This window comes from Planktothrix sp. PCC 11201, from assembly GCF_900009135.1.
GTDB lineage: Bacteria > Cyanobacteriota > Cyanobacteriia > Cyanobacteriales > Microcoleaceae > Planktothrix.
This window is the reverse complement of record NZ_LT797706.1, coordinates 83098-96060: the sequence shown is the minus strand read 5'-3', so window position 1 is coordinate 96060 and position 12963 is coordinate 83098. Positions and strand designations below refer to the sequence as shown.

The window sequence follows — 12963 nt, the reverse complement described above, 5'->3', positions numbered from 1 at the left end:
CTGGCTGCAAGTGCAGGTGGACTACACTATTCAGGATAAAAGGGAAGTATGAAGATCTTGTGAAGAAAAGAAAAATAGTGATAGAAATTCGTTTTTTTTTACAAAACTTTATATTACTGAAAATCAATATCTTCTCCAACTTCGGCCGCAATGGGTAAACGCACAAAAAAGGTGCTTCCCTTGCCCAATTGACTTTCCGCCCAAATGTGACCCCCGTGTTGCTGCACAATGCTGCGACAAATAGCGAGTCCCAGTCCAGTTCCCCCTTTCTGGCGGGAGTCGGAGGCGTCCACCTGTTGAAAACGACCAAAAATGGTTTCCAGTTTATCGCTGGGAATTCCCCGTCCTTGGTCTTTGATGGTAATTAAAACTTCCAAGCGGGAACTGGATAGACTGGAATGGTGGAGGGTGGCATCAAACCAAATGCAACTATCAACATGAGAAAATCTGATCGCATTACTTAATAAATTAGTGAATACTTGAATAATTCGGTCTGGGGCGACCCAGAGATGAACTCCTAGGGGTTTCATTGATAACTTTACACCAGATTTTTCCGCCATGGCGATCATTTCATTATTCGCTTGAACCATTAAATCGGCTAAATTACAGTATTTTTTATCGAGGGTAATTTGCCCAGCCTGCATCCGTTCTAAATCGAGAATATCGTTAATTAAACGAACCAAACGAGTTGTATTAGCAACAGCAATGTCAAACATTCGTTTAACTCGTTCGGGTTGGGTATCTAATAATCCACTGGCTAATAATCCTAAAGCACCATGAATTGAGGTTAAAGGAGTCCTAAGTTCATGACTGACAACGGAGATAAATTCATCTTTCATTTTTTCCATGGCTTGCCTTTCAGTAATATCTTTAAAGATGACCACAGCCCCAATAATTTTTCCTTGGTTTTGAATGGGCGTGCTCACATATTCGACGGGGAAATAAGACCCATTTCGATGCCAAAAAACTTCGTGAACAACATGACGAACTAAACCATCTTCTAAGGTGGCAAAAATTTGGGAACTTTGTTGATTAGTTAGTGATTTATAACCGGAATAGAGGTTTTTTTGGGGAGTCTCAGAGGAAGAAAAAGTGATCATTTCTTGGGTAATTTTTTGCCAATCACTCATCAGTAATTCTCGGACAGTGTATCCGGTGATTCTGGCAGCAGCGGGATTAGCAAAGGTGATTTTGCCCTCTTGGTTTAAACCACAAATTCCTTCTCCGGCTGAATCTAAAATTAACTCATTTTGATGACGGAGTTGTTCTAGGGTTTTTTCGATTCTTTTTTGATAACTAATATCCCGAGAAATTGTAGAGATTCCCGTAATATTTCCCCGTTCATCTTTCATCGGAGAAATGGTTAAAGAAACATCAATATGTTGTCCATCTTTACGAATATGAACGGTTTCATAATGATCAATACTTCCCCCGGATTGGATACTGGCTAGAATTTGAGGCACTTCACTCGATCTTTCAGGTAAGGTTAATAAGCTAAAGGGACAGTCTTTAACTTCAGTTTCGGAGTAACCATAAATTTGTTTCGCCCCGTTATTCCAGCTAATAATTTGTCCTTCTAAGGTTTTGCCAATAATTCCATCTTCGGAGGATTCTACAATGGCAGCTAATTGTTTATAAGCATTTTCGGCTTGTTGATGTTCGGTAATATCTCGTCCTAAGATCACTAATCCTTTTCGTTCTCCATTCGGATGAAATAAAGGAACCTTAATCACATCAAAAATTTTAGGGTTGCCATTAACATCTGGGATAATTTCTTGCTGCTGGGAGGGTTGTTTGTTTTTCCAGGCTTCTTGGTCAGATTGTTGACTATTAAAATTGATTAAGGCATTTTGACCGAGGGTTCTACCCTGAAACTGTGCCACTAATTCTGCTAGTTCAATATCGGATTTTCCTTGATAGTCTAAGGTCTGGAGTTGAAACAATTCTATGGTTGCTTGATTGGCTTCTAACCAACGTCCTGAAGCGTCTTTGAAACAGACTAAATCCGGCATGGCATTAATTAAGGTTTTCAACCGTTCTGAACTCTCTCGCAATTCTTCTTCTACCCGCTTTCGTTCTTGAATTTCTTGAATTAAGCGCTGATTGATTGCTTGTAGGGAAGCAATCAATTGAGTTTCAGTTTCGGAATTTTGATTAATCATTTTAATAAAGTTTTAATGGTTTTGTTGATTTTGATCGGGTTCAGGAAAAAAGTTAATCATTTTAATAAAGTTTCAATGGTTTTGTGAATTTTAATCGGGATTAGGGAAAAATCCACTCAACTTAGGTTGAGGATTCTCGTAAACTCTGGGTTCGTCGTAATCGATTTAAAATGCGATTAACAAGGATAGAAGCTTCTGTTGTTTTTGTTAAGTAGTCATCGGCACCGACCATAAAAACTTGATGTTGTAGATCTCGATTGGTATGGGCGGTCAGGAACATCACGGGTAAACTTTTCCAACGGGAGTCAGCCCGAACAATTTGACAGAGTTCAATACCATCTAAATAGGGCATTTCAATATCTAAAATCAGTAGGTCTGGGGTGGTGGTTTTGAGAATTTCCCAAAAATTTCGGGGGTCTTCGACAGTAAAGGTTTGAATTCCCCAAGGTTCCAGTAGGGTTTGAAAGGTGGCTAGAATCTGGGCATCATCATCAACAATTAAAACTTTAGCATTGAAGCTACAGTTTTGACGAAAGGTATCCATCATCAGTTTAATAATTTGTTCTGAGGTGATGGGTTTTTCTAGGAATCCTTGGCCGCCAAATTGGGCGACTTTTACCCGTTGGGTTAAGTTTTTTTGTTGCGTTAAAACAATCACAGGAATCGGGGGAGTTTGTTGGGTGAGTTGGGTTAATAACTCATAGGAGAAATAGAAGTCAAAATCTAAAAATACGAGGGGAGGATAGGATTTTTTATGGGATTGTAATTGGATGGCTGTAATTAATGATAAATCGGTGAGAATTTGGGTTTTTATTCCTAAATTATTAGCGGCTATTTGTACGGATTCAATTAATAATTGATCTTGACTAATAATCCAAACTTGATGGTCGGATTTAATCGGGGTGGGTTGGGAGTTTTCTCTGGTGGAAGCGGGAGAGTATTGCTCAACTTCCTGCTTGAGTTTAGAGACTAATTTTTGAAAGAGGGTGATTTCTGCTAGGTTTAAGGTTGAATTTTGACAGAGTTGTTCGATTTCTCTGGCGATAATTGAGCCTCCCCCTAAACCAAAAGTTCCTAAAGATCCGGCAAGTTTATGGGCTTCTTGTCGAGCTTTTTGAATATTTTGATCGGGTTTTTCCTGTTGGTGGGAGAGAGAAAATTCTTCTAATAGGGTAATGCGGTCAAAAATTTTGCCTTGATACCTATGCCAAATTTCAACAATGGCTTGATTCAGTTTATCTTGATTGGGTTCGGATTTTTTACTATTTTTTTTAGGTTCTATTTTAGGGTGAGATTGTTGTTTAAGACGATAACCTATGCCATACACTGTTTCAATCAAATCTGAGGGGGCACCCACATTTTTAAGTTTATTTCTTAATCCTTTAATATGCGCCCGTACAGTATTTTCCGTTGGGGGATCTTCAAATGTCCAAAGTTTTTCTAAGATGAGGTCTAAACTAAAAACCTGTTGATGATGTTTGAGAAATAATTCTAATAGCCCATATTCTTTAGGGGTTAAATTGAGGTGAGTTTGTTGATAGGTCACTTCACAGGTATTTGTATCCAAATGTAGATTTTCCCATTCTAAGAGAGTCGAGGGTATTTGCTGCTGTCGGCGCAAGATGGCTCGAATTCGAGCTAATAATTCCTGAATATCAAAGGGTTTAACCACATAATCATCCGCACCCGCATCAAAGCCTTTAACCTTATCTTCTCGATGATTGTAAGCGGTTAATAAGATAATTGGATTTATAATATTTTGCGATCGCAGTTTTTTACATAAACTAATCCCATCTAAATGGGGTAATCCCACATCTAAGATCATTAAATCATAGGTCAATTTTTGTGCTTTTTCCCACCCATCCCTGCCATCTGTTGCCCTGTCAACAGTGTACCCTTGGTGAACTAAAGCCACCACCAAAGTCTCAGCCAGATCCGGATCATCTTCTACCAATAAAACACGCATGGAGGGAACAGAAATGAGAGAGAAAAAGGGAAAATTTATCGAGTCCAAAGTTCATGATGATTGCTCATTGAACCTTGGACAATGGGTTCGGGAAAAGCTCTCCTAAGCCACGGCTTCCACCAGATCAATTTCAGGAATTCTTTCGCGTAAACGGCGTTCGATTCCCATTTTTAAAGTCATCGTCGAACTCGGACAGGAACCACAGGCGCCTTGGAGTCGGAGTCGAACAATCGGGCCATCAAGTTCAACAATTTCTACATTTCCCCCGTCCGACATTAGATAAGGACGAAGTTCATCTAAAACTGTCTCTACGTTTTCTTCAGTTAGTGCTAATGTATCCATGATTTACCTTAAATTGATAGTACAGAATTTGATTTAACGGTGAGTTGTTGACCCTAACGTTATTTGCAGATCAATTAATTCTAGGTTATTGATCACTGATCAAAGTTAAACAGCAACGGGTTCAAGTAGTTTGACTTGGGAATAGTTGAACTCCGTTTTTGTGGTTTTGTCGGCTTCTTTAGAATGAACTACTTGGCGAGTCATAATGTAATAGTTGCCAAATTTTTCAAAGGTATCTTCAAACTCAAGTTCCTTGATGATTTCCTGAGTTTGAGGGTTACGAAATACCGCATCATAACGGGCGGCGGCGTAACCTTCTCCGGTGTCTAAACTTTCATGGGTATTAATCACAAATGCCATCCGACCCATGACGCGACTAACCCGAGAAATTTGATCGCCACGCACGGAATAATTTGATCCCATCGCATCACCTTCGACTAGGATTTCTAAAGCCCCGGTATCGTCAATTTCTCCTAAACTAAATTTATTTTTTCCATGGGCTTGTTCAAAAGAACTGCGTTTGCGATGGGTGACCACATCCCGCAGTTGGGTATAGACGCTTTGCTTGACTTCTTCGTCGGCAATTTGACTCACTTCTACCGTCAGGTCTGGGTTAATCTGAATCTGTCCGGTGTAGACTTCATCCCCCTGTTTCAGTTCAATATCAGCCCGATAACCGGGGAAGTGAGAGTCCCAGGTATAACGATGTTCATAAGCAGTCCGAAATAAATCTAAAGCGTTTTTTGATTCAGCCATAAAATAGTTAGGGATGAACAGCACCACAATCTCTATTATAGAATATTAAGGGTTTACTGGGTTCGGTATCAAAAAAAATAGACTAAACTTGAGGACTAGAGATTAAAACCCACCTATTTTTATTAGCAATAATTATGTCTAAACGTCCAATTTATCTGGATTGTAACGCCACAACCCCCGTTGATCCCTTGGTTTTAGAAGCAATGTTACCCTATTTTAACGAATATTTTGGCAATGCCGCCAGTATTAATCATATTTATGGGTGGGAAGCTGAAGCGGCCGTTAAACAGGCTAGGGAAATTATTGCTAATGGGATTAACTGTGCTCCTGAAGAAATTATTTTCACCAGTGGAGCCACGGAATCTAACAATTTAGCCTTAAAAGGAGTAGCTGAAGCCTATTTTAATAAAGGCAGACATATTATTACCGTCATGACCGAACATAATGCTGTTCTTGATCCTTGTCATTATTTGGAAACTTTGGGGTTTGAAGTTACTTATCTTGGGGTGAAATCCGATGGAATTATTGATTTAGCTGACCTGAAAATAGGCCTGCGTCCCGATACTATTTTAGTCTCAATTATGGCGGCTAATAATGAAATTGGGGTACTGCAACCCCTGGCTGAAATTGGAGAACTTTGTCATCATCATGGAGTTTTATTTCATACCGATGCCGCCCAAGCTGTCGGTAAAATTCCTTTAGATGTTCAGCAATTAAATATTGATTTAATGTCTTTAACCGCCCATAAAATTTATGGCCCCAAAGGGATCGGAGCATTATATGTACGGCGGAGAAATCCTAGAGTGAAATTAGCGGCTCAACTCCATGGTGGGGGGCATGAACGGGGAATGCGTTCAGGAACTTTATGTACCCCCCAAATTGTCGGATTTGCTAAAGCAATTGAGATTGCCCTATCCCAAAGACTAACAGAAACTCAACAATTAATTCAACTCAGAGAAACCCTCTGGAATAAATTATCAGCCCTAGAAGGAATTTATTTGAATGGTCATCCAACCCAACGGTTAGCTGGAAATTTAAATATTAGTATTGACGGCGTTGATGGTCAGGCTTTATTATTGGGATTACAAACGATGATGGCGGTATCATCTGGTTCTGCTTGTACCTCAACTAAAATTGAACCCTCCCACGTTTTAAAAGCATTAGGTCATTCGGATCATTTAGCCTATGCTTCGATTCGTTTTGGTTTGGGTCGGTTCACCACAGAATCAGAAATTAACCAAGTGGCAGAGCATACGATCAACACCATTCAAGCCTTGAGAAAAGTCCGATCTCGCTCAACAACTATTTCAATTTTGCCTAATTAGAATTCTGTTTTTCCAGCCAACTTAAAACATCTTCCTCCGAGTCTAAATCATAGGTTAGTCCACTTTTGGGATCGTAAATATGCCATTGGGTGGAACCTCCCAAATTATAACTTTTCCAAATATAAGGTTCTGATTTTGTGGAAAAATGAGAGAATTTAATGGGTTGATTTAAAATCAGCCAAAGGGTTCGGAATAAATGAAATCTTTTTGTCGAATTAGGATCAGAAGAATCTAGTTTAAAACAGCCCTCGATATGGTCAAATGTTTGTTGTTCCGATAAATTTTTGGCGCAAAAAATTACCCAAGAGTGCCATATTTTACTTTGATAAAATCTTGATATTCCCTGTTCATCTAAAGGTAATGAAACTGTCTCAGGAATTAATTCTAATTTGCGATAAATTTCCCATTGAGTTTTCATAAGAAACACTCCTTTTTAAGAAGGTTTAGGTGCTAAAAATAGCCTTGACATTTTGAATTGGACTATCAAGCCTGTTGCCATCGGGTTAAAACGGAACAAAGAAACATTCATTTCCCAGTTTCCTCCCATCCTGAACAGTCGGTTGATTGACAGGAACAGCCCTAATAAATATTTTCACTACTGTATTTATTGTTACAGAAATTTCTGAACTTATCAAGGGAGTGTTAAGATTTCTTGAATAATTCTGGGCCACTGACTGTTACGGGGAAGGTAGCCTACTTCCTAAAACACTTGCATCGTCACTAGATTGTCACTTTTTAGGTTTACTCTCAAGTTTAGATGACATTCAACGGTTCAATACTGAGCAAGGAAGCTCCATCCGATGAACTATTCCTTGAAATTTCACTTCCTATTTCGCCAAATGGCTATTCTAGGCACTGTTACTCTTTTAAAAAGATTAACATCTTATATCGCTAAAATATAAGGAAATATAGTTTAATTTTAGTTAAGTTCAGTTAATTTAGATAGGACTCAAGCGAAATTGAGTTCAGAAATTAATTACTAATACTCCAGATCATAAAGTATGTTATAATGCAGAGTGTGGCTTTCTAATATAACTACTTACGGTTTGGGTGCTGAGAATTTAAAAAATCCCTATTCACAGTCTATAAAAAATAAATTATTGATGTGAATAAAGCTGGCGTAAAAACAATCGGTGTACGGCAGTCTGTGTGAAACAATAAATCTCAAAAATGAGATTGGTATTAAACTATGAACTCATGTATACATCATCTAATTCCTTCAAACCCCTTTTAGAATCTCTATTCACAGGAAATCGCTGGAGTGCTTTTTGGGGTGAGCTTTTCAGTAACAGTGGTTATTTTTTGATCTTAAAAAGTCTCTCTACTATTATTTCTAAAAGTTGGATTGAATATTTTACTAACCCCACAGAATATTTATTAATTGTAGCCATGTTAGTCCAAGCATGGGTGATTTCTCGTCCCAATTCTAATCGGTTTTGGGGAAATTTGGTTGGTGTTGGTTTGTACATAGCAATGGATTTACCCATTGATGGAGTAAATTTTTTTAAAGAACCTATTCATCTAGTATTCTTGATATTTTCTTTGATCATTGCTACTCTCCAGGGATTAAGATTTCATGGGAAATTAAAGGCTGATTGGTTATTTTTCCCTCTGGAAAGTATAACCAGAACTTTAATGATTATTGCTTTTTATATTGTTGTTGAAATTTCCCAAGAGTCTAATCGATTATACGGGAAAACTTTTTTACATTTTCTTCAAAGTAAAACTCACTCATTTTTAACGTTAAGTCTGATTTTAATTGGGTTACTGTTAGGTTTGCAAGCGTTTCAACTCTCACAACAGCGAAATCAACTCCAAAAGACGGCAAGACTCTTAGGAAATATGGCAGAATGGGGGATGGGCAGTTATATGGTAGCAACGGCTTTAAATAATCCTGAAGCCTTGGCGTTTCAAAAATGCGATCGCACTATTTTATTTATGGATATTCGCGGTTTTACTCAATGGTGTGAACAAACACAGCCCGATATTGCTGCCCAAGTTTTAAACCATTATTATCAAACCGTAGAACCAGAATCTTCACGATATCACCCTTTAAAAGTTACCCTAACAGGGGATGAAATTATGGCAATTTATGCTACCCCACAACAGGGGATTCAAGCGGCTCAAGCCATGCAAGCAGCAGCTAAAAATGTTCTTAATCCCTATGGCTTAGGAGCAGGTTGTAGTATTCACTGTGGGGAAGTAATAGAAGGATTATTTGGCGGAAAAAAAGTTAGAACTTACACCGTTATTGGAGATGTGGTAAATACGGGTAAACGTTTAGAAGGAATTACTCCGGCTGGAGAAATCACCCTTTCTGATCCTATGTATCAAGCCTTAAATTGTAAACTAAATGTTCAACCTTGTGATCCAATTTTTGTGAAAGGAAAAGTCGAACCTTTAATTGCTTGGCGCCTAAACAGTTATCAGTAAACAGTTATCAGTCAACAGTGTAAAAGTTAATTTATTGACTAATAACTAATAACTAATAACTGACCACTAATAACTGATAACTGATAACTGATGACTGATTTAAGGTTTTCTCCACTGTCTAACAAATTCATCTAAGGTAGCCGCAGGAATTTGACTTTGTAGCCATTCTAATGCCTTTACTTGGCCGGGTAAACCTTTATAGTATTTACAGACGTCCTCTAATTTAATACTCGGTGGTGATAAAGTTTGTTGATTCCATTTTTGAGCCAATTCACTTAAAAGGGTGGGTGAAATTTTCTCTTGTAACCACCGCAAGGCTTGATCTTGATTAGCTAAACCTCGATAATATTTACAAACATTAATGAACTTTACAGAAACAGTTGGAACCTTTGTTTGGTTTCTCCAGAGTTTAGAAAATTCTAATAATATAGTCTGGGGAATTTGTGGCTCAAACCAGGTTAGCACCTGATCCTGATTGGGAGTTCCTTTATAAACTTTACAAATATCAATGAGTTCAATACTGGGAATGGGGGCAGGTGCGGGCGTGGGTTCGGGTGTGGGTTCGGGTGTGGGTTCGGGTGTAGGTACAGGTGTGAGTACAGGTGTGGGTGTGGGCTCAGGTGTAGGTTCAACACTTCCTACAGGCAGAACAAAAGAATCAGAGGGCCCCATCAACGCCGTCCATGTTTTTAACCCGGCGACTCCATCCGCTTGTAACTGTTTTTTTTGCTGAAATTTGATTAAAGCGGTTTCCGTACCATTGCCAAAACTCCCATCAATAGTTCCGGGATCATGACCTTGATTTTTTAGCAGGGTTTGAATCTTTTCAACTTTTGTCCCCTTATCCCCTCTGCGAATACTTTCAAATAAATTAACATCCACACCCCCACTAATTCCCTCAACTTGGCCTTGGTCGGTAAATTGCCAAAAGACCCAGGTTTTCCAGCCGCCAGGAATAATCGGTTGTTCGGCCGTGGTATAATGGGCAATCCACAGAGGATAATCGGAAAAACGAGTGGTATTGAGTTTTTGCCAAAACCCAGGATAAGTATAAATAATCGGACGAAAACCCGTTTCTTTTTCAATCACATCAATCCATTGGGCGGCTCGATCACAGAGGGTTTTGGCATCTACAGTTCCCATGGTTTCAATATCCAAGACCGGAGGCAGATCTCCAGCTTGGAGTTTAACAGTTTTCAGAAAATGATAGGCTTGTTTAATGGGATCACTATCAGGCTTAAAAAAATGATAAGCACCCCGAATTAAACCGTTGGCTTTTGTTTGTTCCCAATAGCTGGGGAAAACTTTACAAACAAAGCTTTCTCCTTCTGTTGATTTAATGATGGCAAAGGAAATCCCAGAACGGGCAACGGCTTGCCAATCTACTGTAGGCTGGTAATCTGAAACGTCAATACCCCGAATACTCATTAGTTTAGAAGTTGAGGAACAAAGAGCGATCGTGTCGTCAATACTAGAGTTAAAAAGCAACTTGCACTATTCTACCACAACTATTCACCGAGGATTGATCACGATGAAAAAACCCTTGACAAAAAGGACAATTCCACAGAAAATCGGGAAATTTTTATTAATGTTAATGGTTTTAGGTTTACCGCAGTCGAGTTTAGCCCAGTCAGATCCGAATTCCCAGACTTTTAAAACCTTTCAAGATTGGTGTTTGAATCGTCAGCAATTGTCACCAGAAGTGAAAAGAACCCTCGATGTTTTATTGCAACAAGTGGGAACTTCCAATTGCGATCGCGCCAATCAAATGTTAGCGGAACAAAAAGTGTTAGATTTAAGTACCTTTCTCCTCTCTGATTTAAGTCCCCTACAAGGATTAACCCATATTACTGTCTTGAAGGTCAGAAATAATCATATTTCCGACCTGACTCCCTTACAAAGTATGACTAATTTAGAAGAATTGGATTTAAGTTATAATAAAATTACGGATATTAGTCCCTTACAATCCTTAACCAAATTAATCCGAATTAATCTTAGCTATAATCAAATTTCTGATGTTTCCCCACTTCAGAGTTTAAAGGTTGTAAGTGAAATCAATCTCAATAATAATCAAGTGGTTGACATTACACCCTTAAAATCTTTGAATAAACTGCGTTTTTTGTTTATTCAAAATAACCCCCTAACATCGACTGAATGTCCGATTAATCCTAAATACATTTGTCGTTTTGATAGGTGATGCCAATTTATCTTTGGGGAAATTCATCCGGGTCTAATTCATCCAATCCTGAAGCAATTCGTTTTAACTGAAGAATTAATCCCAGGGTGACTTGCTTCATTAATGTATAGGATATGGTAATGACGACAAAGGTAACAGTCACCACAAACAAAGGTTTTTTATCAGTTAAATCATCTAAAGTTTGCAAGAAAATAACATCGGGTTGAGTCACTAAATCCCAACTATTAAACCGCCTAAATCTTCCTAAATAAACCCCAATCGCACATAAAAGATGAGTCATGATTTCCGAAGCAAAAATATATTGTTTCACCCCTTGCCTTCTCAAATAATGCCCTTGATTAATTAAGGATAAAACATAGGCTTGTAAACCCGCCATAATTGCAAATACATGGAGTGGAATAAAAATTAAGGTAATTAGCCAAACCGAATACCCCGCCTGAATAATCCGAATTAAATGAATAATATCCGTGAGCAGATAGGGAGCATTGGGTAAGAAAGCAATAAAAATAATATAGATAATCCACCAACCCCAATTTCGAGTTATAACTTTTCTGCGAAATAACCAAAAACTCAAAACCCAAGGAATAAATGCGAGGAAAAGATTCCAAATAATCCAACCACTGTGTCGGTCAAAAATCTCCATTGTATTTGCTAACATTTCTCGCATAGGTTTTCGGGTTTCTGATGAAATTATTGTTATTTAGTATAACAACTCGATTCTCAAGAATTCCGTAAAACCTATTATTTGGGGTTATATTCCCCCTATTCTTGACACATTTAGGACTACAATAGAACTCAAAACAAACAGTTATACCCGAGAAAAATTGCTATGAATCTATTTAAAACCGTTGCTTTACTCGGATTATTAAGTGCCCTTTTAGTTATGATTAGCTACTGGGTGATTGGGGGAACTGGCGGTCTATTGGTGGGTATCGCCTTAGCGGCGGTCACTAATCTAGGAAGCTGGTATTTTTCCGACCAAATTGCCCTCAAAGCCTATAATGCCCAACCTGTTACGGCTGAACAGGCTCCGGGATTATATGCCATGGTACAACGATTATGCGATCGCGCCAATTTACCCGTACCAGGGATTTATATTGTCCCGACTCAAGCGGCTAATGCTTTCGCCACCGGTCGAAATCCCCAAAATGCTGCTGTTGCTGTCACAGAAGGGATTATAAAACTCTTACCCGAAGACGAATTAGAAGCCGTCATTGCCCATGAATTAAGCCATGTTCAAAATCGAGATACCCTCACCCAAGCCGTAGCTGCAACCATCGCCGGAGCTATTTCTGGACTGGCTCAATTTGCCAGTTATTCGATGTGGTTTGGAGGTTCACGCAATCGGAATGGGGGCGGAAATCCCATAGGATTATTATTAACAATAATTCTAGCTCCTATGGCTGCCACTGTGATTCAATTAGCGATTTCCCGAACCCGGGAATTTTCCGCCGATGCCCGGGCGGCTAAATTAACCGGAAATCCGAAAGCATTAGCCAGAGCCTTACAACGCTTAGATGCTACGGCTAGACAGATACCAATTGCAGGAAATCCTGCCTTTGAAGCCCTATTAATTATGAATAGTTTTTCAGGACAAACAATGGCAAGTTTATTTTCGACTCATCCGCCAACGGAAGCTAGAATTCAAGCCTTACTTAAGTTAGATCAACAAATGTCTTGATTAATTCGATATCCATGTTAATTTCTCATCCCTCGGTATAGGTGGATGAAATACTCACAAAAGTTCCGATCACAATCACATCTTTCAAGGTAATTATCCAC

General features: G+C 38.8%; 11 protein-coding genes. 4 read left to right on the top strand and 7 right to left on the bottom strand.

The genetic code is table 11. From position 1 onward, the window contains the following. Positions 1–113: 113 nt before the first annotated feature. From PL11201_RS17555 to PL11201_RS17540, 4 genes are all read right to left on the bottom strand, one after another. Entirely contained in the window at positions 114–2162 is a 2049-nt protein-coding gene (locus PL11201_RS17555; protein WP_079680191.1) for a PAS domain S-box protein, read from the bottom strand. A gap of 121 nt (positions 2163–2283) precedes the next feature. Next, positions 2284–4128 (bottom strand): response regulator, encoded by a 1845-nt coding sequence (locus PL11201_RS17550; protein WP_079680190.1) that lies wholly within the window; start codon positions 4126–4128, stop codon positions 2284–2286. Positions 4129–4230: 102 nt separating this feature from the next. Further along, positions 4231–4470, bottom strand: a complete 240-nt coding sequence (locus PL11201_RS17545) for a NifU family protein (protein ID WP_079680189.1) — start codon at positions 4468–4470, stop codon at positions 4231–4233. 105 nt (positions 4471–4575) lie between these two features. Next, positions 4576–5226: a DUF3386 domain-containing protein gene (locus PL11201_RS17540; protein WP_079680188.1), complete on the bottom strand. Its 651-nt coding sequence runs from the start codon at positions 5224–5226 to the stop codon at positions 4576–4578. 134 nt (positions 5227–5360) lie between these two features. On the opposite strand from PL11201_RS17540, the gene PL11201_RS17535 reads away from it, so the two are divergent. Next, positions 5361–6551 (top strand): IscS subfamily cysteine desulfurase, encoded by a 1191-nt coding sequence (locus tag PL11201_RS17535; protein ID WP_079680187.1) that lies wholly within the window; start codon positions 5361–5363, stop codon positions 6549–6551. Here the strand turns inward: PL11201_RS17535 and PL11201_RS17530 are convergent. After that, positions 6544–6969 (bottom strand): hypothetical protein, encoded by a 426-nt coding sequence (locus PL11201_RS17530; protein WP_079680186.1) that lies wholly within the window; start codon positions 6967–6969, stop codon positions 6544–6546. The two genes, PL11201_RS17535 and PL11201_RS17530, sit on opposite strands and share 8 nt — an antisense overlap. 779 nt (positions 6970–7748) lie before the next feature. On the opposite strand from PL11201_RS17530, the gene PL11201_RS17525 reads away from it, so the two are divergent. Then, the gene (locus PL11201_RS17525) at positions 7749–8984 is read left to right on the top strand and encodes an adenylate/guanylate cyclase domain-containing protein (RefSeq protein WP_079680185.1); all 1236 of its coding nucleotides are present in this window, start codon (positions 7749–7751) and stop codon (positions 8982–8984) included. Positions 8985–9083: 99 nt separating this feature from the next. On the opposite strand, the gene PL11201_RS17520 is transcribed toward PL11201_RS17525, so the two are convergent. After that, positions 9084–10412, bottom strand: coding sequence for a GH25 family lysozyme (locus PL11201_RS17520; protein WP_079680184.1), 1329 nt, complete (start codon positions 10410–10412; stop codon positions 9084–9086). A 103-nt stretch (positions 10413–10515) separates the two neighbouring features. Here PL11201_RS17520 and PL11201_RS17515 point away from each other — a divergent pair, with 103 nt between their 5' ends. After that, positions 10516–11181 (top strand): leucine-rich repeat domain-containing protein, encoded by a 666-nt coding sequence (locus PL11201_RS17515; RefSeq protein WP_079680183.1) that lies wholly within the window; start codon positions 10516–10518, stop codon positions 11179–11181. A gap of 7 nt (positions 11182–11188) precedes the next feature. Here PL11201_RS17515 and PL11201_RS17510 read toward each other — a convergent pair whose 3' ends face one another. Continuing rightward, positions 11189–11848: a DUF1361 domain-containing protein gene (locus tag PL11201_RS17510; protein ID WP_079680182.1), complete on the bottom strand. Its 660-nt coding sequence runs from the start codon at positions 11846–11848 to the stop codon at positions 11189–11191. Between the two features lie 162 nt (positions 11849–12010). Between PL11201_RS17510 and PL11201_RS17505 the strand changes: the two genes are divergently transcribed. Next, a complete protein-coding gene (locus PL11201_RS17505) occupies positions 12011–12862 on the top strand; it encodes a M48 family metalloprotease (RefSeq protein ID WP_079680181.1) in 852 nt (283 codons plus the stop codon). The last annotated feature ends 101 nt before the right edge of the window (positions 12863–12963 follow it).

What these genes read in the sequence shown, in the direction of transcription:
- PL11201_RS17510 (WP_079680182.1), bottom strand. Translation starts at nt 11,848, where the DNA reads ATGCGAGAAATGTTAGCAAATACAATGGAGATTTTTGACCGACACAGT.
- PL11201_RS17550 (WP_079680190.1), bottom strand. Translation starts at nt 4,128, where the DNA reads ATGCGTGTTTTATTGGTAGAAGATGATCCGGATCTGGCTGAGACTTTG.
- PL11201_RS17520 (WP_079680184.1), bottom strand. Translation starts at nt 10,412, where the DNA reads ATGAGTATTCGGGGTATTGACGTTTCAGATTACCAGCCTACAGTAGAT.
- PL11201_RS17545 (WP_079680189.1), bottom strand. Translation starts at nt 4,470, where the DNA reads ATGGATACATTAGCACTAACTGAAGAAAACGTAGAGACAGTTTTAGAT.
- PL11201_RS17555 (WP_079680191.1), bottom strand. Translation starts at nt 2,162, where the DNA reads ATGATTAATCAAAATTCCGAAACTGAAACTCAATTGATTGCTTCCCTA.
- PL11201_RS17530 (WP_079680186.1), bottom strand. Translation starts at nt 6,969, where the DNA reads ATGAAAACTCAATGGGAAATTTATCGCAAATTAGAATTAATTCCTGAG.
- PL11201_RS17535 (WP_079680187.1), top strand. Translation starts at nt 5,361, where the DNA reads ATGTCTAAACGTCCAATTTATCTGGATTGTAACGCCACAACCCCCGTT.
- PL11201_RS17525 (WP_079680185.1), top strand. Translation starts at nt 7,749, where the DNA reads ATGTATACATCATCTAATTCCTTCAAACCCCTTTTAGAATCTCTATTC.
- PL11201_RS17515 (WP_079680183.1), top strand. Translation starts at nt 10,516, where the DNA reads ATGAAAAAACCCTTGACAAAAAGGACAATTCCACAGAAAATCGGGAAA.
- PL11201_RS17505 (WP_079680181.1), top strand. Translation starts at nt 12,011, where the DNA reads ATGAATCTATTTAAAACCGTTGCTTTACTCGGATTATTAAGTGCCCTT.
- PL11201_RS17540 (WP_079680188.1), bottom strand. Translation starts at nt 5,226, where the DNA reads ATGGCTGAATCAAAAAACGCTTTAGATTTATTTCGGACTGCTTATGAA.